The sequence below is a fragment of the Microbacterium jepli genome (assembly GCF_047237905.1).
Taxonomy (GTDB): domain Bacteria; phylum Actinomycetota; class Actinomycetes; order Actinomycetales; family Microbacteriaceae; genus Microbacterium.
The window spans coordinates 2,070,832-2,093,311 of record NZ_JBDFLW010000005.1; the positions used below are offsets into that span (position 1 = coordinate 2,070,832).

Sequence of the window (22,480 nt, forward strand, 5' to 3'; positions counted from 1 at the left end):
CGTGCTCGCCGACCTCACGGCCGGCGCGGTGCAGGACGCAGAGGCACGGGCGTCGTCGCGCCCGACCGCAGAGGTCGAAGCAGCTGCGCTGGCGCAGCCGTCCGCGCGTGACGCCCTGGCCGCCCTCGCCCCCGCCGACCGCGTGAAGATCATCGCCGAGGTGAAGCGCGCGAGCCCCTCGCGCGGCGATCTCGCCGACATCCCCGACCCCGCGCTGCAGGCGCTGCGGTACGAGGAGGGCGGCGCGTCCGCCATCTCCGTGCTCACCGAGGGCCGCAAGTTCAAGGGCAGCCTCGCCGACCTGGAGGCCGTCCGCGCGGCCGTCTCGCTGCCCGTGCTGCGCAAGGACTTCATCGCGACGCCCTACCAGGTGCTGGAGGCCCGCGCGTCCGGCGCCGACCTCGTGCTCCTCATCGTCGCGGCCCTCGATCAGCCCGTCCTGAGCGAGCTGTTCGGCCTCGTCGGCGAGCTGGGCATGACAGCGCTCGTCGAGGCGCACTCGGCCGACGAGGTCGACCGCGCCGTCGACGTCGGCGCCCGGCTGATCGGCGTCAACGCGCGCGACCTCACCACCTTCGACCTCGACCGCGACCTCTTCGGTCGCGTCGCCGAGCGCATCCCCGCCGGTGTCGTCAAGGTCGCCGAGTCGGCGGTGCTCACGCCCGCCGATGTCACCCACTACCGCTCGGCCGGAGCCGATGTCGTGCTGATCGGGGAGGCGCTGGTCACCGGCGACCCCGTGGCGACGCTCCGCAGCTTCCTGGGACACGGTTCCCCCGAGGCGTCGAGTCTTCGATCGGAGTCGAGATGACCCTCCTGCGCGAGGCCAAAGGCCCCTTTTTCGGCGAATTCGGCGGGCGGTACATGCCCGAGTCGCTCATCGCCGCCATCGACGAGCTCACCGCCGTCTACGAGGAGGCGATCGTCGACCCGGCCTTCCAGGCCGAGCTGACGCACCTGCTGCACAGCTACGCCGGCCGGCCCTCCGCCATCACGGAGGTGCCGCGCTTCGCCGCCCACGCCGGCGGCGGGCGCATCTTCCTCAAGCGCGAAGACCTGAACCACACCGGTTCGCACAAGATCAACAACGTCCTCGGCCAGGCGCTGCTGACCCAGCGCCTCGGCAAGACGCGGGTCATCGCCGAGACCGGCGCGGGCCAGCACGGGGTCGCGACCGCCACCGCGGCCGCCCTCTTCGGCTTCGAGTGCACCATTTACATGGGCGAGGTCGACACCGAGCGCCAGGCGCTCAACGTCGCGCGCATGCGCCTCCTCGGCGCCGAGGTGGTGCCGGTCACGACCGGCAGCCGCACCCTGAAGGACGCGATCAACGAGGCGTACCGCGACTGGGTCGCGAGCGTCGACACCACCAACTACATCTTCGGCACCGCTGCCGGCCCGCACCCGTTCCCGGCGATGGTGCGCGACTTCCAGAAGATCATCGGCGAAGAGGCCCGCGCGCAGCTGCTCGAGGAGGCCGGCAGGCTCCCCGACGCGGTGTTCGCGTGCGTGGGCGGCGGCTCGAACGCCATCGGCATGTTTGACGCGTTCCTCGACGACGAAGGAGTGAAGCTCTACGGCGTGGAGGCCGCCGGCGACGGCGTCGACACCGAGCGGCACGCCGCGTCGATCGAGCGCGGCCGACCCGGCGTGCTGCACGGCGCGAAGACCTACGTGCTGCAGGACGAGGACGGCCAGACCATCGAGTCGCACTCGATCTCCGCGGGTCTCGACTACCCCGGCGTCGGACCCGAGCACTCCTGGCTCGCCTCCATCGGCCGCGCCGACTACATCCCGGCGACCGACGACGAGGCCATGCAGGCCCTGCGCCTGCTGTCGGAGACCGAGGGCATCATCCCCGCGATCGAGACCGCGCACGCCCTGGCCGGCGCGCTGCGCATCGGCCGCGAGCTCGGACCCGACGCCGTCATGGCGATCTGCCTGTCCGGGCGCGGCGACAAGGACATGGACACGGCGGCGCGCTACTTCGAGCTCTACGACGCGCAGCAGAGCCCGGTCGACACGCCGCCCGCCGAGGATGCCGCCAAGGGCGAGGGGACCGAGCTGTGACGTCCCGCGTCGCCGCAGCCATCGACGCGGCCCGCGCGGAGGGCCGAGGGGCTTTCGTCGCCTACCTGCCCATCGGCTACCCCGACGTCGCGACCAGCATCGAGGCGGCCGTCACCCTCGCCGAGAACGGCGCCGACGTCCTCGAGCTCGGCCCGCCTTACTCCGATCCGGTGATGGACGGCCTCGTCATCCAGGAGGCGACCCAGCAGGTGCTCGCGAGCGGCTTCCGCCTGCGCGACATGTTCCCCGCCATCCGCGAGATCACCTCGCGCGTCGACATCCCCGTCGTGGTGATGACGTACTGGAACCCGGTGCTGCAGTACGGCGTCGACCGCTACGCCGACGACCTGCTCGCCGCCGGGGGAGCGGGCCTCATCACGCCCGACATCACTCCTGAATCGGCCGCCGAGTGGATCGACGCCAGCCGCCGCACGGGCCTGGACCGCATCTTCCTCGCCGCACCCACATCCAGCGACGAGCGCCTCGACCTCGTCGTGGAGAACTCCACCGGCTTCGTGTACACCGTCTCCACGATGGGCATCACGGGCGAGCGTGCCGAATTGGATGCTGCGGCCCGCACCCTCGTCGACCGTCTCCGTGCGCGCGGCGCGGAGAACGCCTGCGTCGGCATCGGCATCTCCAGCGCCGATCAGGTCGCCGGCGTGCTCGAGTACGCCGACGGCGCGATCGTCGGCACCGCCCTGGTGAAGGCGCTCCGCGACGGCGGGCTCGAGCAGCTCGCCGCGACGGCACGAGCGCTGACCGCCGGCACGTCCGCGGACGCGCCCGCCGGCACCTCTTCCCCGGGCGCAGAGCCCGCTCCGCACTCCCAGCAAGGATCACCCTCATGATGAACGCGGCCTCCGGCGTCCTCGCCAGCATCCCCAGCCCGCCGGTCAACGAGTTCTTCCTCGGCCCGATCCCGATCCGTTACTACGCGCTGTGCATCATCGCGGGGATCATCGTCGCCGTCCTGCTCACGAACCACCGCCTCACCAAGCGCGGTGCCGAGCCATGGGTTGTCATCGACATCGCCCTGATCGCCGTCCCGCTCGGCATCATCGGCGCGCGCATCTTCCACGTCCTCACGCACCCGGGGTTCTACTTCGGGGCGGGATCGAACCCGTGGAACCCGTTCGAGCCCGGCTCGGTGTGGGCGATCTGGGAGGGCGGCATCGCGATCTTCGGCGCCCTGCTCGGCGGTGCGGTCGGCGCGTGGCTCGGCTGCCGCTGGACCGGCATCCGGTTCTGGACCTTCGCCGACGCCCTGGCCCCCGGCATCCTGCTCGCCCAGGCCTTCGGCCGCTTCGGGAACTGGTTCAACCAGGAGCTCTTCGGCCTGCCGACCGATCTGCCGTGGGGTCTGGAGATCGCACCGGGCAACCCCGCACTGCCCGTCGGCCTGGCCCCGGGCACCCTCTTCCACCCGACGTTCCTCTACGAGGTCATCTGGAACACCATGGGCGTCTGCGTGCTCCTGTGGGTCGGCCACCGCTTCCGCCTGCAGTGGGGACGCCTGTTCGGGCTCTACCTCGTCTGGTACGGCGCCGGTCGCATCGTGTGGGAGTCGATCCGCATCGACCCCAGCGAGATCTACTTCGGCCTGCGCACGAACGTGTGGGCCGCCATCATCGGCGTCATCGTCGGCCTGGCGATCTTCTTCGTGCAGCGACGGCGCCACCCCGGCATCGAGCCGTCGCCCTACGTGCCCGGACGCGAATGGTCCCCGCAGGGGACTGTACAATCGCAGGACACCGAAGACTTCGTCGACGTGAGCGCACCCCCGGCCTCCGAGGGCACCACGACCGAAGTCCGTGAGGCCACCGCCACAAGCACCGCCGCCACGAAGTAGCGCTTCCCTCCGCGAGTCCCCGGGCCGACGTCGTCCCCTCCTGACCATGAATGTGAGGACGGCTGGTATGGCACCGAGTCCCCGTCTCCCCGTCTCGTCCGCCGGCTTCGACGCCTTCCCGCCGAAGCAGGGGATGTACAACCCTGCCTTCGAGAAGGACGCCTGCGGCCTGGCCATGGTCGCCACGCTCCGCGGCACGCCCGGTCACGACATCATCGACCTGGCGCTCACCGCGCTGCGCAACCTCGAGCACCGCGGCGCCATCGGCTCCGACGCCGGCACCGGCGACGGCGCGGGCATCCTGACGCAGATGCCCGACGCGTTCCTGCGCGCCGTCGTGGAGGCGGAGCTGCCTCCCGTCGGGGAGTACGCCGCCGGCATGATCTTCCTGCCGCTCGACGCCGAGGAGAGGCAGGCCCAGAAGGACGGGATCGAGCGGATCGCGGCCTCCGAGGGTCTGACGGTGCTCGCGTGGCGCGAGGTGCCCACGGCGCCCGACAACCTCGGCAAGCTGGCCCACGCCGCCCGCCCCGCCTTCGAGCAGCTGTTCGTCTCCTGCCCGGCGACCGACCAGACCCCGGCTCTGTCGGGCATCGAGCTGGACCGCCGCACGTTCCGCCTGCGTAAGCGCAGCCGGACCGAGCTCGGGGCTTACTTCGTGTCGCTGTCCTCGCGCACCCTCGGGTACAAAGGCATGGTCACGACCCTGCAGCTCGAGCCGTTCTACCCCGACCTGCAGGACGAGCGCTTCGCCTCGGAGCTCGCGGTCGTGCACTCGCGCTACTCCACCAACACCTTCCCGTCGTGGCCGCTCGCGCAGCCGCTGCGCATGCTCGCGCACAACGGCGAGATCAACACCGTCAACGGCAACCGCAACTGGATGCGCGCGCGGCAGTCGCAGCTCGAGTCCGAGCTCATCGGCGACATCCGCCCGCTGCTTCCCATCTGCACCGACGGCGCCAGCGACTCCGCCTCGTTCGACGAGGTGCTCGAGCTCCTCACCCTCACCGGCCGCAGCCTGCCGCACGCCGTGATGATGATGGTGCCCGAGGCCTACGAGAAGCAGCCCGACATCGACCCGAAGGTGCGGGCGTTCTACGAGTTCCACTCCATGCAGATGGAGCCCTGGGACGGCCCGGCCGCGCTCATCTTCACGGACGGCACGCTGGTCGGCGCGACGCTCGACCGCAACGGCCTGCGCCCCGGCCGCTGGACGGAGACCACCGACGGCCTCGTCGTCATCGGCAGCGAGACCGGCGTGCTCGACATCGCGCCCGAGCGCATCAAGCGCCGCGGTCGACTGCGCCCCGGCCGCATGTTCCTCGTCGACACCGCACAGGGCCGCCTGATCGAGGACGACGAGATCAAGCAGCAGCTGGCCGACCTGCACCCGTGGCAGGAGTGGCTCGACGCGGGCCGCGTGCGCCTCGCCGACCTCCCCGAGCGCGAGCACATCGTGCACCCCATCGCCTCGATAACGCGTCGCCAGCGCACCTTCGGCTACACCGAGGAGGAGGTGCGCGTGCTGCTGACCCCGATGGGGCAGAACGGTGCGGAGCCCCTCGGCGCCATGGGCAGCGACACGCCCGTCGCGGTGCTCAGCGAGCGCCCGCGCCTGCTGTTCGACTACTTCACCCAGCAGTTCGCCCAGGTCACGAACCCGCCCCTGGACTCGATCCGCGAAGAGGTCGTCACCTCTCTCGCGCTCGGCCTCGGCCCGGAGCGCAACCTGCTCGACTGGGGTCCGGAGCATACCCGCACCGTCACGCTCGACTTCCCGGTGATCGACAACGACGAGCTGGCGAAGATCCAGCACATCGACACCGCGCTGCCCGGACGCACGTCGGTGACGATCCGCGGCCTGTACCGCGTGGAGGCCGGCCACAAGGGCATGCAGAAGCGCATCACGCAGATGTGCAACGAGGTGGACCAGGCCATCGAGGACGGCGCCGAGTTCATCGTGCTCAGCGATCGCGACTCCAACAAGGACCTCGCGCCCATCCCGTCGCTGCTCATGCTGGCCGCGGTCCACCATCACCTCATCCGCCGCGAGACCCGCATGAAGGTGGGTCTCGTCGTCGAGGCCGGCGACGTCCGCGAGGTGCATCACGTCGCGACGCTGATCGGCTACGGCGCCTCGGCGGTGAACCCCTACCTGGCCATGGAGACCGCCGAGTACCTCGTGCGCGCCGGCTACATCACCGGGATCACCCCCGAGAGGGCGGTCAAGAACCTGATCTACGCGCTCGGCAAGGGCGTGCTGAAGATCATGTCGAAGATGGGCATCTCCACGGTGTCCTCCTACGCGGGCGCCCAGGTGTTCGAGGCCGTCGGCCTGTCCGACGCGTTCATCGACGCGTACTTCACCGGCACCGAGTCCAAGCTCGGCGGCGTCGGCATCGAGGTCATCGCCGCCGAGAACGCCGCGCGCCACGCCTACGCCTATCCGGAGGATGCCGCGGCCCGGGCGCACGAGCGGCTGTGGACCGGCGGCGAGTACCAATGGCGCCGCGACGGATCGCCGCACCTGTTCAACCCCGACACGGTCTTCCGGCTGCAGCACTCCACGCGCGCCCGCCGCTACGACATCTTCCGCGAGTACACGAAGCTCGTGGACGACCAGGCCAACGAGCTGAAGACCCTCCGGGGACTCTTCCGCCTGCGCACCGACGGGCGCCACCCGGTGCCCCTCGACGAGGTCGAGTCGGTCGCCTCGATCGTCAAGCGCTTCTCCACCGGTGCGATGAGCTACGGCTCCATCTCGCAGGAGGCCCACGAGGTGCTGGCCGTCGCGATGAACTCCATCGGGGCGAAGTCGAACACCGGCGAGGGCGGCGAGGACGTCGACCGCCTCCTCGACCCGGTGCGCCGGAGCGCGATCAAGCAGGTCGCCTCGGGTCGCTTCGGGGTCACGAGCCTGTACCTCACTCAGGCCGACGACATCCAAATCAAGCTCGCCCAGGGCGCCAAGCCTGGCGAGGGTGGGCAGCTGCCGCCGACCAAGGTGTACCCGTGGGTGGCGCGCACGCGTCACGCGACCGCCGGCGTCGGGCTGATCTCGCCGCCGCCGCACCACGACATCTACTCGATCGAAGACCTCAAGCAGCTCATCTTCGACCTCAAGCGCTCCAACCCGAAGGCCCGCGTGCACACCAAGCTGGTGAGCCAGTCGGGCATCGGCGCGGTCGCGGCGGGTGTCGCGAAGGCGCTGAGCGATGTCATCCTCGTCTCCGGCCATGACGGCGGAACGGGCGCGAGCCCGCTCAACTCGCTCAAGCACGCCGGCACGCCGTGGGAGCTCGGCCTGGCCGAGACGCAGCAGACGCTCATGCTCAACGGCATGCGCGACCGCGTGGTGGTGCAGGTCGACGGTCAGCTGAAGACGGGCCGCGACGTCATCATCGGCGCGCTGCTGGGCGCCGAGGAGTTCGGCTTCGCCACCGCGCCGCTCGTCGTGTCGGGCTGCATCATGATGCGCGTCTGCCACCTCGACACCTGCCCGGTGGGGGTTGCGACGCAGAACCCCGTGCTGCGCGAGCGCTTCACGGGCAAGCCCGAGTTCATCGTCACCTTCATGGAGTACATCGCCGAGGAGGTGCGGGAGTACCTCGCGGCACTCGGCTTCCGCTCCCTCGACGAGGCGATCGGCCACAACGAGCTCCTCGACGTCGGGGGCGCCGTGGAGCACTGGAAGACGAGCGGACTCAACCTGCGGCCGATCCTCGAGGGCCCCGCCTTCGCCGACGACGTCCCGCGTCGCAACCTGCGCGGACAGCTGCACGAGCTGGAGGAGCACTTCGACGTGGGCCTCATCGGGCGCGCGCAGCACGTCATCAACCACGGCGGCTCCGTCACCATCGACCTGCCCATCCGCAACACCGAGCGCGCCGTGGGCACCATGCTCGGCAACCGCGTGACGCTGGCGCACGGCCAGAACGGACTGCCGTCGGGCTCGATCACCGTCAACCTCACCGGCTCCGCGGGGCAGTCGTTCGGCGCGTTCATGCCCGCCGGCATCACGCTCCGGCTCGAGGGCGACTCGAACGACTACGTCGGCAAGGGCCTGTCGGGCGGCCAGATCGTCGTCCGCCCGCCGCGCGCCGCCACCTTCGACGCCTCGCAGAACGTCATCGCCGGCAACGTCATCGGCTACGGCGCCACGCAGGGGACGATGTTCCTGCGCGGCGTGGTGGGGGAGCGGTTCTTCGTCCGCAACTCCGGCGCGACGGCGGTCGTCGAGGGCGTGGGCGACCACGCGCTCGAGTACATGACCGGCGGCCTGGCCGTCATCCTCGGCGACACCGGGCGCAACCTCGGCGCAGGCATGTCGGGCGGGACCGCGTACGTCTACCGGCTCGACCCGGCCAAGGTCAACCGCGAGGCGCTCGCCGGCGGCGAGCTGGTGCTCGGCGAGCTCGGAGCCGGCGACGCGGAGATCCTCCGCGATCTGCTGGAGCGCCACGTCGCCGAGACCGAGTCGGAGCTCGCCGCTGACCTGCTCCGCGACTTCGACGCGCAGCTCGCGTCGTTCACGAGAGTGCTGCCGCGCGACTACGCGGCCGTGCTGGAGACCCGTCGGACCGCGCTCGCCGAGGGGCTCGACCCCGACGGCGACGTCGTCTGGAGCCGCATCCTGGAGGTGACCGGTGGCTGATCCCAAAGGCTTCCTGAAGATCACGGAGCGCGAGCTCCCGCCCCGTCGGCCCGTGCCCGTCCGCATCATGGACTGGCGCGAGGTCTACGAGAACGTCGACGGCGCGGTCATCCGCCGCCAGGCCGGACGCTGCATGGACTGCGGCATCCCGTTCTGCCACAAGGGCTGCCCGCTGGGCAACCTGATCCCCGAGTGGAACGACCTCACCTGGCGAGGCGAGGGCCGGTCGGCCCTCGAGCGGCTGCACGCGACGAACAACTTCCCGGAGTTCACCGGCCGGCTCTGCCCCGCGCCCTGCGAGAGCTCCTGCGTACTGGGCATCAACCAGCCCGCGGTCACGATCAAGCAGATCGAGGTCTCGATCATCGACGAGGCCTTCGCCAACGGCTGGGTCGAGGCGGAGCCCCCCGGGCGCCTGACCGGCAAGACGGTCGCCGTGGTGGGGTCGGGCCCCGCCGGGCTCGCGGCCGCGCAGCAGCTGACCCGCGCCGGCCACACCGTCGCGGTCTACGAGCGCGACGATCGCATCGGCGGCCTCATGCGCTACGGCATCCCCGACTTCAAGATGGAGAAGCGTCAGCTCGAGCTGCGGCTCAAGCAGATGCGCGACGAGGGCACCCGCTTCCGCGCGGGCGTCGAGATCGGCGTCGACATCGCGTGGGACGACCTGCGCAACCGCTACGACGCCGTCGTGGTGGCCACCGGCGCCACGGTGCCGCGTGAGCTGCCCATCCCCGGACGCGACCTCGCCGGCATCCACTTCGCCATGGAGTACCTGACGGAGTCGAACAAGGCGACCGCCGGCGACCGCGTGCCCAACCAGATCACCGCGGAGGGCAAGCACGTCGTCGTCATCGGCGGCGGCGACACCGGCGCGGACTGCATCGGCACCGCGCACCGGCAGGGCGCGCTGAGCGTCACCAACCTCGCCATCGGCAAGCAGCCCCCGGAGGAGCGCCCCGAGCACCAGCCGTGGCCGATGACCCCGACGCTGTTCGAGATCGCGTCCGCGCACGAGGAGGGCGGAGAGCGCACCTACCTCGCCTCCACGGTGGAGTTCCTCGGCAACGACGGCGGCGAGGTCCGCGCGCTGCGCGTGGCGGAGACCGCATTCGTCGACGGCCGCCGCGTGCCCCGCAGCGGCACGGAGCGGGAGATCCCCGCCGACCTGATCCTCATCGCGATGGGCTTCACCGGCCCTGAGCAGGAGTCGGTCGCCGCGCAGCTGTCGGCGCAGTTCACCGACCGCGGCAACATCGCCCGCGCGGACGACTACCAGACCTCGGCGCCGGGCGTCTTCGTCGCCGGCGACGCGGGCCGCGGACAGTCGCTCATCGTGTGGGCCATCGCCGAGGGTCGCGCGGTCGCCGCGAGCGTCGACGAGTACCTCATGGGCGAGACCGCCCTGCCCGCCCCCGTGCGTCCGCACGATGTCGCGATCGGTCTGCTGCCCGCGTAGTCTGACTGACGTCGATCGACACCCCCCACCCCTTCCCGGAACCCGGAGAACACACGGATGAGACGCGCCAAGATCGTCGCCACGCTCGGGCCCGCCACCTCGTCATATGACCAGGTGCGAGCCATCATCGATGCCGGCGTCGACGTCGCCCGCCTGAACCTCAGCCACGGCGACTACTCGGTCCACGAGGCCAACTTCGCCAACGTCCGCAAGGCCGCCGACGACGCGGGTCGCCCCGTCGCCGTCCTGGTCGACCTGCAGGGCCCGAAGATCCGCCTCGGCAAGTTCGAGAACGGACCGCACGACCTCGCCGCCGGCGACATCTTCAAGATCACCACCGAGGAGATCCTCGGCACGAAGGAGATCGTCGGCACCACGTTCAAGGGTCTGCCGAACGACGTCAAGCCCGGCGACTTCCTCCTCATCGACGACGGCAAGGTGCGCGTGGAGGTCGTCGAGACCGACGGCACGGTCGTCACCACCCGCGTCATCGTGGGCGGACCGGTGTCCAACAACAAGGGCATCAACCTCCCCGGCGTGGCCGTCAACGTCCCGGCGCTGAGCCAGAAGGACGAGGAGGACCTCCGCTGGGGCCTCAACATCGGAGCCGACCTCATCGCGCTGTCGTTCGTGCGCGACGCGAAGGACGTCCAGCGCGTGCACGTCATCATGGCGGAGGAGGGGCGTCACGTCCCGGTCATCGCCAAGATCGAGAAGCCGCAGGCCGTCGACAACCTCGAGCAGATCATCGACGCCTTCGACGGCATCATGGTCGCTCGCGGCGACCTCGGCGTCGAGCTGCCCCTCGAGGCCGTGCCCATCGTCCAGAAGCGCGCCGTCGAGCTCTGCCGCCGCATGGCGAAGCCCGTCATCGTCGCCACGCAGATGCTCGAGTCGATGATCGAGAACCCGGTGCCCACCCGCGCCGAGACCAGCGACGTCGCCAACGCCGTCCTCGACGGCGCGGACGCGGTCATGCTCTCGGGCGAGACCAGCGTCGGCAAGTACCCGGTCGTCGTGGTCGAGACCATGGCCCGCATCGTGGACTCGACCGAGGAGCACGGCCTGGAGCGCATTCAGCCCCTCACCACCAAGCCCCGCACGCAGGGCGGCGCCATCACGCTGGCCGCGCTCGAGGTGGCCGAGTTCGTGGAGGCCAAGTTCCTCTGCATCTTCACCGAGTCGGGCGACACTGCCCGCCGCATGTCGCGCCTGCGTCCCCGCATCCCCATGATCGGGTTCACCCCCGACCCGGCGATCCGACGCCGCATGGCGCTGACCTGGGGCGTGAAGTCGACGCTGGTGGAGCACGTCGTGCACACCGACCGCATGTTCATCCAGGTCGACGACTACTTCCTCTCCAACGACCTGGCCGAGGTCGGGGACAAGGTCGTCGTGATCTCCGGATCCCCTCCCGGAATCATCGGCTCGACGAATGACATCCGCATCCACAAGATCGGCGACGCCCTGCACGGCAAGGCTCCGATCTACCAGGCGGTGCAGCAGTAGGCACAGCCTTCACTGCAACGGCGACGGCCGCGTTCCCCCGGGAACGCGGCCGTCGCCGTCGTCACGCCACCCGTCGCAGCAGATCGCCCTCCTGCACGACGTCCAGGGCGAGCACCTTGTACCCCTCCGACGGGAAGAACACGGTCAGGCGGTCGGGGTCGACCTCTACGACGCTGCCCTCGCCCCACGCGGCGTGCCGCACCGTCGAACCCGACGGGAACGGGGCGGGCGCGGCATCCGGCTCCTCCTCGTGGGCGGATGCGGTGCCTGCGCGGCACGTGTCGCAGTGACCGCAGGGCTCGTCGAGCTCGTCGCCGAAGTACGACAGCAGCACGCGGCGCCGGCAGTCGCGCGTCTCGGCGTAGCGGCGCATGACCTCGAGTCGCGACACCTCGATGCGCTCCCGGCGATCGGAGGCCTCCACGGAGCGCGCGACGACCTGTCGCGTGGTGAGCGCTCCGACCGCCTCGATGCCCGCGCGCGTCATGCGCACCGCGCCCGCCTCGACGAGGAGGTTGACCACGCCCGTGATCGCGCGAGAGGACACCCGCACCGCCAGCGCCAGCGCGGCGGCGCGGATCGGCACGCGCGCGGCCACCACCGCCTTGTACGCGGCTTTCAGTCGCGCGCGGTCGACGCTGCGGGAGGTGAAGTACTTGCGGATGCCGAGGTCCTCGGAGCGGTAGAACAGCACGGCCCGCGCCGCCTCGCCGTCGCGGCCGGCGCGACCGACCTCCTGGTAGTAGGCGTCGAGCGATTCGGGCACCGAGGCGTGCACGACGAAGCGGACGTCGGGCTTGTCGATGCCCATCCCGAAGGCGCTGGTGGCCACGACCACGTCGACGTCGCCGTCGTGGAACGCCTGCTGGACCGCACGACGATCCTTCGCCGGGAGTCCTGCGTGGTAGGCGAGGGAGCGGATGCCGCGCTCGGCCAGCGCGGAGGCGTACTCCTCGGTCTCGCGCCGCGTGGCCGCGTAGACGAGCCCGCAGCCGCCGAGCTCCACCACCAGGTCGAGCAGGTGCTGCCGTTTCTCGTTCTCGTCGGCGTGCCGGCGCACCTCGAGGTCGATGTTGGGGCGGTCGACGCCCTGCACCACGAGCAGCGGATCATCGAGCGACAGACGCCGGGCGATCTCCTCGCGAACGGGCTCGGCCGCCGTCGCGGTGAGCGCGACGGTCGGCGGTCCGCCGAGGCGTTCGCGCGCGTCGCCGAGCCGCAGGTAGTCGGGCCGGAAGTCATGGCCCCATGAGGCCACGCAGTGCGCCTCGTCGACGACGAGCAGCCCGACGTCGAGACCGGCCAGCCGATCGAGCACCTCGTCCTTCGCCAGCTGCTCGGGCGCGAGGAACAGGAACCTGATGTCGCCCGACTCCGCCTGCACCCAGGCGTCCTCGATCGCCCGCGCGCCGAGCGACGAGTTGACCGCCGCTCCCCGCGGGGCGGCCGGCGCCGCGGACAGCTGCTCGAGCTGATCCATCTGCAGCGCGATGAGGGGCGAGACCACGAGCGTGAGCCCGTCCCGCAGCGCCCCCGCGAGCTGATACACCGCGGACTTGCCGGCGCCGGTCGGCATCACCGCGACGACGTCGCGGCCTTCCAGCAGCGCCTCGACGCTGCGCCGCTGCCCGTCCCGCACCGATTCCCACCCGAACAGCTCCCGTGCCGCCCGGTCGATCCTGTCTGCGCTCAACGCGTCCTCCGCTCGATGAGCATTCAGTCTCATCGAGCCTCCGGACACCGGCCGGAGGGATTGACAGCGCGGCGAAGATGGTCTTCCGCCAGGTGGTACCGGTGGTGGGACTCGAACCCACATGCCCTCACGGACAACCGATTTTGAGTCGGTCGCGTCTGCCATTCCGCCACACCGGCCCGCACACTCGCGGAACGACCCTACCGCAGAGACCCGCGCCGTCCGGGGCTCGACCCCAGGGCGCCCGTCACCGGTGGATGGTGCCCCCGTGCTCCCGGGACGCCTCCGTCGTACGTCGTCGACGGGTCCGTTGGGATGTCGCGCCTTTGTGGCCGTAGGATTCAATCGTGACTGACCAAGAGCCGACGGCAGAATCCTCGTCCACCGCCCCTCGTCGCGTGGTGGTCGCCGAGGACGAATCGCTGATCCGTCTCGACATCGTCGAGATCCTCCGCGACAACGGCTTCGACGTCGTGGGCGAGGCCGGCGACGGCGAGACCGCCGTGCAGCTGGCCACCGAGCTCCGCCCGGACCTGGTCATCATGGACGTCAAGATGCCCCAGCTCGACGGCATCTCGGCGGCCGAGAAGCTCAGCAAGAACCACATCGCGCCCGTCGTCCTGCTCACCGCCTTCAGCCAGAAGGAGCTCGTGGAGCGCGCGAGCGAGGCCGGTGCGCTGGCGTACGTCGTCAAGCCGTTCACGCCGAACGACCTCCTGCCCGCGATCGAGATCGCGCTGGCCCGCTACGAGCAGATCATCACGCTCGAGGCCGAGGTCGCCGACATGGTCGAGCGCTTCGAGACGCGCAAGCTCGTCGACCGGGCCAAGGGCCTCCTCAACGAGAAGATGGGGCTCAGCGAGCCCGAAGCGTTCCGCTGGATCCAGAAGGCGTCGATGGACCGCCGCCTCACCATGCAGGACGTCGCCAAGGCGATCATCGAGCAGCTCGCGCCGAAGAAGGCCTGACACCTCTCGATGACCGGATGCCGCGGCATCCGGTCAGCCGGCGGGCGCGTCCTTGATGAGGTTCGTGATGCGGATCGTGCTGCACCGGCGGCCCTGATCGTCGGAGCAGACGATCTCGTGGACGGTCATGCTCCGCCCGAGGTGGATCGGCGTGCACACGCCCGTCACGAGGCCCGACGTCGCCGACCGGGTGTGGGTCGCGTTGATGTCGACGCCCACGGCGAGGCGTCCGGGACCGGCGTGCAGGTTCGCGGCCATCGAGCCGAGCGATTCGCCCAGCACCACGTAGGCACCGCCGTGGAGCAGACCCACCGGCTGGGTGTTGCCCTCGACCGGCATGGTGGCGACGCAGCGCTCCAGGGTGAACTCCACCCATTGGAAGCCCATCTTCTCCGCGAGGGTGCCCATGCCGCGGCGGGCCGCCCATTCGAGTCCGTTCATGTCGGCGGGGGGCTGGTCGCTCATAGGTCGCTCTCGACGTCGGGATTCGTGTCGGCACCGCTGGCTAGGCTGGGACGGTGACGGATCCTTCGAAGCCTACCCTTCTGGTCGTCGACGGCCATTCGCTGGCCTACCGGGCGTTCTACGCCCTCCCGGTCGACAACTTCTCCACGAAAGACGGGCAGCACACGAACGGGATCTACGGGTTCCTCGCGATGCTGATCAACCTCATCAAGGCCGAGAAGCCGACGCACATGGCGGTGGCCTTCGACACGTCGCGGCAGTCGTTCCGCACGCGCGCCTACACGGAGTACAAGGCGAACCGCTCCGAGACGCCGAAGGAGTTCCAGGGCCAGATCCCGCTCCTGAAGGAGTGCCTCGCGGCGATGAGCATCCACGTGCTGGCCAAGGAGGACTTCGAGGCCGACGACATCCTGGCGACCCTCGCCACGCAGGGCGCGGAGGCCGGCTACGACGTGCTCGTCTGCTCCGGCGACCGCGACACGATCCAGCTCGTCAACGACCGCGTGACGCTGCTCTACCCGAACGTGCAGGGCGTCTCGCAGCTGAAGCGCTACGACGCGGCGGCCGTGCGCGAGCGCTACGGCGTGGAGCCGGAGCAGTATCCCGACATCGCCGCCCTGGTCGGCGAGACGAGCGACAACCTCCCCGGCGTGCCGAAGGTGGGGGAGAAGACCGCCGTCAAGTGGCTGAACCAGTTCGGCTCGCTCGAGGCGCTGCTGGAGAACGCCGACAAGGTCACCGGCGTCGTGGGCAACAACCTGCGCGAGCACCTCGACGACGTGCGCCGCAACCGCACCCTGAATCGCCTGCTCACCGACGTCGAGCTGCCGGTCACGCCCGAGCAGCTCGAGGTGCAGCCCATCGATGCGCAGGCCGTGCGCGAGATCTTCGCGCAGCTCGAGTTTCGCACGCTGCTGCCTCGCGTCTTCGAGGCCGCGGGCATCGACCAGGCGATGGCCGCACAGCCCTCCGCCCCCGGGCAGGCCGCACCCGCGCCGACCGAGCCGACGCCCGCCGAGCTCGTGCGCTGGGTCGAGGAGGCCGAGGGCGAGGTCGCCGTCACCCTCACCACCCACAGCGGCCACCCGCAGCGCATCGGACTGGCCGTGCCGACCGCGGTGGTCGAGGCCGAGTGGAGCGACGAGCTCGCCGACGCCCTCCGCCCCTGGCTGGAGTCGGATGCCCCGAAGGTGTTCACCGACGCGAAGGTGCAGGTCAAGGCGCTCCGCCGCGAGGGCGTGCGCCTCGACGGTCTCGTCTTCGACACGATCCTCGCGGGCTGGCTGCAGCGCCCGAGCTTCCCCGACAAGACGCTCGCCGACCTCGTCGACCGCTACCTCGGCGAGAAGCTCCCGGAGGCCGACCCCCAGCAGCTCGTGCCCGAGGACGACGGCGCCTCCCTCGGCCAGCTGTCCTGGTACACCCTCCGCGTCGCCGAGGCGCAGCGCGCCGAGCTCGCAGAATCCGTGGCATCCGTGCTGCGCGACATCGAGCTGCCGACCCTGCATACCCTCGCGGACATGGAGCTGGCGGGCGTCGCCGTCTCCCATGAGAAGCTGTCCGGCTTCTCCGCCGAGCTGGCCGCGCGCGCCGACGCGATCGCGCAGGACGCCTACGCCGCCATCGGCCGCGAGGTAAACCTCGGCTCGCCCAAGCAGCTGCAGGAGGTGCTCTTCGAGGAGCTCGCGCTGCCGAAGACCCGCAAGACCAAGACCGGGTACTCCACGGATGCCGCCGTCCTGGCCGATCTGCAGGAGAGCAGCCCGCACCCGTTCCTGAACCTGCTGCTGCAGCACCGCGAGGCCACCAAGCTCCGCCAGATCATCGAGTCGCTCGACACCGCGATCGTCGCCGACGGGCGCATCCGCACCACGTACGTGCAGACGGGCAGCCAGACCGGCCGGCTCTCGAGCACCGATCCCAACCTGCAGAACATCCCGATCCGCAACGAGGAGAGCCGCCGCATCCGCTCGGCGTTCGAAGTGGGCGAGGGCTACGAGGCCCTGCTGACGGCCGACTACTCGCAGATCGAGATGCGCATCATGGCGCACCTCTCGGAAGACCCCGGGCTCATCGAGGCCTTCAACTCGGGGGAGGACACGCACCGCTTCGTCGGCTCGCGCGTCTTCAACGTCGACCCCGCCGACGTCACGCCCCCCATGCGCACGAAGGTGAAGGCGATGTCGTACGGCCTCGTCTACGGCCTGTCGGCGTTCGGGCTGTCCAAGCAGCTGCGCATCGACCAGTCCGAGGCGAAGCAGCTCATGATGGAGTACTTCTCGCGCTTCGGCGCCGTGCGCGACTACCTGCGGTCGTCGGTCGAGCAGGCGCGCATCGACGGCTACACCGAGACGATCTTCGGCCGCCGCCGCCCGTTCCCCGATCTCACCAGCCCCAACCGGGTGCTGCGCGAGAACGCCGAGCGCGCCGCGCTGAACGCTCCCATCCAGGGAAGCGCCGCCGACATCATGAAGGTCGCGCTGTTCAACATCCACCAGGAGTTCACGGCGCAAGAGCTGTCGTCGCGGGTGCTGCTGCAGATCCACGACGAGCTCGTCGTGGAGGTGGCGCCCGGGGAGTGGGATGCCGCGGAGCGCATCGTGCGGGATCGCATGGGCGATGCGGCGTCCCTCACCGTTCCCCTCGACGTGCAGATCGGCCGCGGCGCGGACTGGAACGAAGCCGGGCACTGACCTGATTGTCGGGAACGGGACGCGCTCCTAGGCTCAAACCATGACGGATGCATCACGCACACCCACCCCGGTCGACACGATCGCCGACGCGTGGGTCGATACCCTGGCCGAGCTCGCGCCCACCCTGGCGACCTACATCGGGCGCAACGAGCACAACGACCGCTTCGGCGACTACTCCCCGGAAGGCGCGGACCGGATGGCGGAGGCCGCCCGCCGCGCGCTGACGGCGCTCGAGGCCGCCGACCCCGTCGATGACATCGACCGGGTCACGCAGGAGGACCTGAGCCGCGAGCTGCGCCTCGACCTCGCCGTGCACGAGGCCGGCTGGCACCTGCGCGACGTCAACGTCATCGCCTCTCCCGCGCAGGACATCCGCGCCGTCTTCGACCTCATGCCCACCGACACCTCCGACGACTGGAAGGTCATCTCCACCCGCCTCTCGGCGCTGCCCGACGCCGTCGACGGCTACATCGCGACGCTGCGCGAAGGCATCTCCCGCGGTGTCGTACCCGCACGCCGCCAGGTGTCGGAGGTGGCCACCCAGATCGGCCGCTACACCGCCGACACCGGGTTCTTCGCCGAGTTCGCCGGCGGTGCCGCTCCTGCGGAGGGTCAGCTGCCGGCATCCCTCGCCCGCGAGCTCTCCGACAACGCCAACGCCGCCCGCGTCGCCTACGACCGTCTCGCCGGCTTCCTGCAGCGCGAGCTGGCGCCCGCCGCGGGGGAGGAGGACGCGGTCGGCCGCGAGCACTACGCCCTGCAGTCGCAGCGCTTCCTCGGGGCCGTCATCGACCTCGACGAGACGTACGAGTGGGGCGTCGAGGAGCTCGCGCGCATGGTCGCCGAGCAGGAGTCGATCGCCGATGAGATCAAGGCCGGCGCCTCCGTCGAGGAGGCCGTCGGCTTCCTCGAGTCCGACCCGGCGCGACGCCTGCACGGCACCGAGGCGCTGCAGGAGTGGATGCAGCGCACGAGCGACCGCGCCATCGAGGAGCTCGGCCGCACGCACTTCGACATCCCCGAGCCGATCCGCCGGCTCGAGTGCATGATCGCGCCCACCCAGGAGGGCGGGATCTACTACACCGGCCCGACCGACGACTTCTCGCGGCCCGGCCGCATGTGGTGGTCCGTGCCCGAGGGCGTGACCGAGTTCGACGCCTGGCGGGAGCTCACCACCGTCTACCACGAGGGCGTTCCCGGCCACCACCTGCAGATCGCGCAGGCCGTCTACAACCGCGGGGAGCTCAACTCGTGGCGCCGGCTGCTGGCCGGCACGTCGGGCCACGCCGAGGGATGGGCCCTGTACGCCGAGCGCCTGATGGAGCAGCTGGGCTTCCTCGACGACCCGGCCGACCGGCTCGGCATGCTCGACGGCCAGCGCATGCGCGCCGCGCGTGTCGTGCTCGACATCGGAGTGCACCTGAAGAAGCCGCGCCCCGACGGCCAGGGCAACTGGGACGCCGACTACGCGCTGCAGTTCATGCGCCGCAACGTCAACATGTCCGACGAGTTCGTGCGCTTCGAGGTCAACCGCTACCTCGGCTGGCCCGGCCAGGCGCCGTCGTACAAGGTCGGGCAGCGCATCTGGGAGCAGGCGCGCGACGACTACGCGGCGGCCCGGGGTGACGCCTTCTCGATCAAGGAGTTCCACAAGAAGGCGCTCGACATCGGGGGCGTCGGTCTCGACACCCTGCGCACCGCGCTCGAGCGCGCCGTCTGACCGGTTCCCGGGGCGGGTCCTCCCCGCCCCGGGAATAGCCGCGCCCCGTGCGCGTTTGTATGCATGCGCATAGACACGCCTCGTCGGGAGGCGCCGCGCCGAGGAGAGAACGATGACCGAGCACGATGCATCCGCGGTGGAGCTGGGCCTGGACACCTTCGGAGACGTGACCGTGGATTCCACGGGCACCCGCGTCAGCGACGCGCAGACCGTGCGCAACGTCGTGTCGCAGGCGGTGCTCGCCGACGAGGTGGGTGTCGACTTCTTCGGGGTGGGGGAGCACCACCGCAAGGAGTTCGCGATCTCCAGTCCCGAGGTGGTGCTGGCTGCGATCGCCGCCCGGACCGAGCGGCTGAAGGTCGGCACCTCGGTGACGGTCCTGTCGTCGGATGACCCGGTGCGTCTGTTCGAGCGCTTCGCGACGCTCGACGCGCTCTCGGAGGGACGCGCCGAGGTCACCCTCGGGCGCGGGTCGTTCATCGAGTCCTTCCCCCTCTTCGGCTACGACCTGCGCGACTACGAGGCACTGTTCGAGGAGAAGCTCGACCTGTTCACGAAGCTCCTCGACGAGGAGCCCGTGACCTGGAACGGCACGACGCGGGCATCGCTGGACGCGGCCGACGTGTATCCGAAGACCGGATCGCGCCTGAAGGCCTGGGTCGGCGTCGGCGGATCTCCCGAGTCCGTCGTGCGCACCGCGCGGCACGGCCTGGGCCTGCTGCTCGCCATCATCGGCGGGCCGGCCGAGCGGTTCCGCCCGTACGTCGACCTCTTCCACCGGTCCGTCGACAGCTTCGGCCATGACGCGCTCCCGATCGGCGTGCACTCGCCGGGGCACATCGCCGAGACCGACCAGCAGGCGTGGCACGAGGCGTACGCCGGCTTCGAGGCGATGAACAACACGATCGGCCGCGAGCGCGGATGGCCTCCCTACAGCCGCATGCGCTTCCAGCACGACGTCGGACCCGAGGGAGCCATCTACTCCGGCTCGCCCGAGACCGTCGCGCACAAGATCGCGCACACGGTGCAGCTGCTGGGTCTGGACCGCTTCGACCTCAAGTTCTCGACGGGCACGCTGTCGCACGAGCACATGATGCGTTCCATCGAGCTGTACGGCACGAAGGTCATCCCGCTCGTGCGCGACATGCTGGCCTGAGCCCGGCGCGCCGACGCCTACGATGACCACATGACGGATGCCGCGCCCGCGACCGCGACCGACGACTCGCCCGCCGACCGGCTCGACCGCCTTCCCCTGAACCGGAAGCACCTGAAGGTGCTCACCGGCTCGGGGCTCGGCTGGGCGCTGGACGCGATGGACGTCGGCCTGATCTCGTTCATCATCGCGGCACTCGCCGTGCAGTGGCAGCTGGTGCCGGGTCAGACCGCGTGGATCGCCTCCGTCGGCTTCATCGGCATGGCGATCGGCGCCACGCTCGGCGGGCTGCTGGCCGACCGCTTCGGGCGCCGCCAGGTCTTCGCCCTCACGCTCATCGTCTATGGCGTCGCGACGGGGGCGAGCGCCCTCGTCGGCGGACTCGCACTCCTGCTCGTCTTCCGCTTCTTCGTCGGGCTCGGCCTCGGCGCCGAGCTCCCGGTCGCCTCCACCTACGTCAGCGAGTTCGCGCCGGCGCGCATCCGGGGGCGGCTCATCGTCATCCTGGAGGCGTTCTGGGCCATCGGGTGGACCGCGGCCGCGCTCATCGGCTACCTCGTGATCCCCGGCTCCGCCGACGGCTGGCGCTGGGCCTTCGCGCTCGGAGCCGTTCCCGCCGTCTATGCGCTCGTCGTCCGCTGGGGGCTCCCCGAATCCGCGCGCTGGCTCGCGGGACGCGGCCGCGTCGTCGAGGCGGACGCCGTGGTGCGGGAATTCGAGGCCGCAGCCCCCGTCGGCAGCCGGCGAGCGGATGCCGCAACCGCGCCCGAGCGGATGCCGGTGGCCGCAGCATCCGTCGCCCCGGTCGTCGCTCCGACCACCCGCCAGCGCCTGGCGGCGCTGTGGTCCGCGGAGTTCCGCGCACGCACGGGCAGCCTCTGGCTCGTGTGGTTCTGCGTCAACTTCTCGTACTACGGCGCGTTCATCTGGATCCCGACGATCCTGGTGTCGCAGGGATACGACCTGGTCCGCTCGTTCGGCTTCACGCTCATCATCACGCTCGCGCAGCTGCCCGGCTACGCGGTGGCCGCGTGGCTGATCGAGGTGTGGGGCCGACGGCTGACGCTGTCGGTCTTCCTCGCCGGATCGGCCGTCGCCGCCGTCCTGTTCGGCACGGCGGGCTCCGAGGCCATGATCATCGGCACGGGGATGGCGCTGTCGTTCTTCAACCTCGGCGCGTGGGGCGCACTGTACGCGGTGACCCCCGAGATGTATCCGACCTCGATGCGGGCCACGGGCTCGGGCTGGGCGGCCGGCGTCGGGCGTCTCGCGTCCATCGCCGCACCTCTCACCGTGCCGCCTCTGCTGGCCCTCGGCGGCGCGCCCGCGCTCTTCGTGGTGTTCGCCGCGTTCTTCGCCGTCGCCGCGCTCGCCGCCTGGGGACTCGCCGACCGACGGGGTGCCGCGCTCGACGACCGCTGAGCCTAGGCTGGGCCGGTGCCGTCCATCCGCTTCGTCGCCATCGGCGACTCCTTCACCGAGGGCGTCGGCGACGACCTGCCCGACGGCCACGTGCGCGGATGGGCCGACCTCGTCGCCCAGGGCTGGGCGGCCTCCTCGAGCGCCCCCGTCGACTACGCCAACCTCGCGATCCGCGGCCGGCTGGTCTGGCCCATCGTCGAGCAGCAGCTGGAACCCGCGCTGGCGCTCGGCCCCACGCACCTGTCGTTCAACGGCGGCGGCAACGACATCCTCCGTCCGCGCGCGTCGGTGACGCGCATCGTCGACGCGTTCTCGCACGTGCTGCGCCGCTGCGACGAGGAGGGCGTGCAGCTCATCCTGCTGTCGGGCGCGAACCCCTCGGCGCAGCTGCCGCTCGGTCGCGTCTTCCAGCGCCGCGGCGACCTGCTCAGCGCCGCCGTCGAGCAGCGCATCGCCGACCGGCCCGATGTGATCCGCGCGTACAACTGGCCCGACGCCGAATTGTCGCGCCCCGCCTACTGGTCGGAGGACCGACTGCACATGAACGCCCGTGGGCATCACCGGGTGGCCGCGCGCGTGCTCGAGGCGCTCGGCGAGACGCCGCCGAAGGAGTGGTGGTCGCTGCCGGAGATCGACGCCGCGCGTCCGACCGGTCGGCAGTACTATCGCGAGTACGTCGGACCGTGGGTGCGTCGCCGCCTCACGGGCACGTCGTCCGGCGATGACCGGCACGCGAAGTACGCCGCCTGGACGCGCGTCGAGCCCTTCGTGGCCTGAGCGGGCGCGTCAGGCCTCGCCGGCAGACATCCATGCCCCCCAGGC

Annotated in this window: 15 protein-coding genes and 1 tRNA gene; 13 read left to right on the top strand and 3 right to left on the bottom strand. The window is 70.7% G+C overall.

What is annotated here, in order from left to right; translation table 11 throughout:
* Position 1: 1 nt before the first annotated feature.
* From trpC to pyk, 7 genes are all read left to right on the top strand, one after another.
* On the top strand, positions 2 to 811 hold the full coding sequence (gene trpC, locus ABC304_RS14100) for an indole-3-glycerol phosphate synthase TrpC (protein WP_412931533.1): 810 nt from the start codon (positions 2 to 4) through the stop codon (positions 809 to 811).
* Positions 808 to 2,070 carry a tryptophan synthase subunit beta gene (gene trpB, locus ABC304_RS14105; protein WP_412931535.1) on the top strand — a complete coding sequence of 421 codons (1,263 nt, stop codon included), beginning with the start codon at positions 808 to 810 and terminating at the stop codon, positions 2,068 to 2,070. Before trpC ends, trpB begins: the two co-directional genes overlap by 4 nt.
* Complete coding sequence (gene trpA / locus ABC304_RS14110; protein ID WP_412931537.1) at positions 2,067 to 2,921, top strand: tryptophan synthase subunit alpha; 855 nt, start codon at positions 2,067 to 2,069, stop codon at positions 2,919 to 2,921. Before trpB ends, trpA begins: the two co-directional genes overlap by 4 nt.
* Positions 2,918 to 3,922 carry a prolipoprotein diacylglyceryl transferase gene (lgt, locus tag ABC304_RS14115; protein WP_412931539.1) on the top strand — a complete coding sequence of 335 codons (1,005 nt, stop codon included), beginning with the start codon at positions 2,918 to 2,920 and terminating at the stop codon, positions 3,920 to 3,922. The genes trpA and lgt overlap by 4 nt, the downstream gene beginning before the upstream one ends.
* Positions 3,923 to 3,989: 67 nt before the next feature.
* Positions 3,990 to 8,576, top strand: a complete 4,587-nt coding sequence (gene gltB, locus ABC304_RS14120; protein ID WP_412931541.1) for a glutamate synthase large subunit — start codon at positions 3,990 to 3,992, stop codon at positions 8,574 to 8,576.
* Positions 8,569 to 10,035 carry a glutamate synthase subunit beta gene (locus tag ABC304_RS14125; protein ID WP_412931543.1) on the top strand — a complete coding sequence of 489 codons (1,467 nt, stop codon included), beginning with the start codon at positions 8,569 to 8,571 and terminating at the stop codon, positions 10,033 to 10,035. Before gltB ends, ABC304_RS14125 begins: the two co-directional genes overlap by 8 nt.
* Positions 10,036 to 10,092: 57 nt before the next feature.
* Positions 10,093 to 11,544, top strand: a complete 1,452-nt coding sequence (gene pyk, locus ABC304_RS14130; RefSeq protein ID WP_412931545.1) for a pyruvate kinase — start codon at positions 10,093 to 10,095, stop codon at positions 11,542 to 11,544.
* Positions 11,545 to 11,605: 61 nt separating this feature from the next.
* On the opposite strand, the gene ABC304_RS14135 is transcribed toward pyk, so the two are convergent.
* Positions 11,606 to 13,237, bottom strand: coding sequence for a RecQ family ATP-dependent DNA helicase (locus ABC304_RS14135; RefSeq protein ID WP_412931547.1), 1,632 nt, complete (start codon positions 13,235 to 13,237; stop codon positions 11,606 to 11,608).
* 93 nt (positions 13,238 to 13,330) lie between these two features.
* Positions 13,331 to 13,416, bottom strand: a tRNA-Leu gene (locus tag ABC304_RS14140).
* A gap of 168 nt (positions 13,417 to 13,584) precedes the next feature.
* On the opposite strand from ABC304_RS14140, the gene ABC304_RS14145 reads away from it, so the two are divergent.
* Complete coding sequence (locus ABC304_RS14145; protein ID WP_412931548.1) at positions 13,585 to 14,205, top strand: ANTAR domain-containing response regulator; 621 nt, start codon at positions 13,585 to 13,587, stop codon at positions 14,203 to 14,205.
* A 33-nt stretch (positions 14,206 to 14,238) separates the two neighbouring features.
* Here ABC304_RS14145 and ABC304_RS14150 read toward each other — a convergent pair whose 3' ends face one another.
* A complete protein-coding gene (locus ABC304_RS14150) occupies positions 14,239 to 14,670 on the bottom strand; it encodes a hotdog fold thioesterase (protein WP_412931549.1) in 432 nt (143 codons plus the stop codon).
* Between the two features lie 53 nt (positions 14,671 to 14,723).
* Here ABC304_RS14150 and polA point away from each other — a divergent pair, with 53 nt between their 5' ends.
* The 5 genes from polA (at position 14,724) to ABC304_RS14175 (ending at position 22,435) form a co-directional block, all read left to right on the top strand.
* Positions 14,724 to 17,363: a DNA polymerase I gene (polA, locus tag ABC304_RS14155; protein ID WP_412931551.1), complete on the top strand. Its 2,640-nt coding sequence runs from the start codon at positions 14,724 to 14,726 to the stop codon at positions 17,361 to 17,363.
* Positions 17,364 to 17,403: 40 nt separating this feature from the next.
* Positions 17,404 to 19,083, top strand: coding sequence for a DUF885 domain-containing protein (locus tag ABC304_RS14160; protein WP_412931553.1), 1,680 nt, complete (start codon positions 17,404 to 17,406; stop codon positions 19,081 to 19,083).
* A 112-nt stretch (positions 19,084 to 19,195) separates the two neighbouring features.
* Positions 19,196 to 20,239: an LLM class flavin-dependent oxidoreductase gene (locus ABC304_RS14165; RefSeq protein ID WP_412931555.1), complete on the top strand. Its 1,044-nt coding sequence runs from the start codon at positions 19,196 to 19,198 to the stop codon at positions 20,237 to 20,239.
* 30 nt (positions 20,240 to 20,269) lie between these two features.
* On the top strand, positions 20,270 to 21,658 hold the full coding sequence (locus ABC304_RS14170) for an MFS transporter (protein ID WP_412931557.1): 1,389 nt from the start codon (positions 20,270 to 20,272) through the stop codon (positions 21,656 to 21,658).
* A gap of 15 nt (positions 21,659 to 21,673) precedes the next feature.
* Complete coding sequence (locus ABC304_RS14175; protein ID WP_412931559.1) at positions 21,674 to 22,435, top strand: SGNH/GDSL hydrolase family protein; 762 nt, start codon at positions 21,674 to 21,676, stop codon at positions 22,433 to 22,435.
* Positions 22,436 to 22,480 lie beyond the last annotated feature (45 nt).

What these genes read in the sequence shown, in the direction of transcription:
- trpB (WP_412931535.1), top strand. Translation starts at nt 808, where the DNA reads ATGACCCTCCTGCGCGAGGCCAAAGGCCCCTTTTTCGGCGAATTCGGC.
- lgt (WP_412931539.1), top strand. Translation starts at nt 2,918, where the DNA reads ATGATGAACGCGGCCTCCGGCGTCCTCGCCAGCATCCCCAGCCCGCCG.
- gltB (WP_412931541.1), top strand. Translation starts at nt 3,990, where the DNA reads ATGGCACCGAGTCCCCGTCTCCCCGTCTCGTCCGCCGGCTTCGACGCC.
- pyk (WP_412931545.1), top strand. Translation starts at nt 10,093, where the DNA reads ATGAGACGCGCCAAGATCGTCGCCACGCTCGGGCCCGCCACCTCGTCA.
- ABC304_RS14150 (WP_412931549.1), bottom strand. Translation starts at nt 14,670, where the DNA reads ATGAGCGACCAGCCCCCCGCCGACATGAACGGACTCGAATGGGCGGCC.
- ABC304_RS14160 (WP_412931553.1), top strand. Translation starts at nt 17,404, where the DNA reads ATGACGGATGCATCACGCACACCCACCCCGGTCGACACGATCGCCGAC.
- ABC304_RS14165 (WP_412931555.1), top strand. Translation starts at nt 19,196, where the DNA reads ATGACCGAGCACGATGCATCCGCGGTGGAGCTGGGCCTGGACACCTTC.
- ABC304_RS14170 (WP_412931557.1), top strand. Translation starts at nt 20,270, where the DNA reads ATGACGGATGCCGCGCCCGCGACCGCGACCGACGACTCGCCCGCCGAC.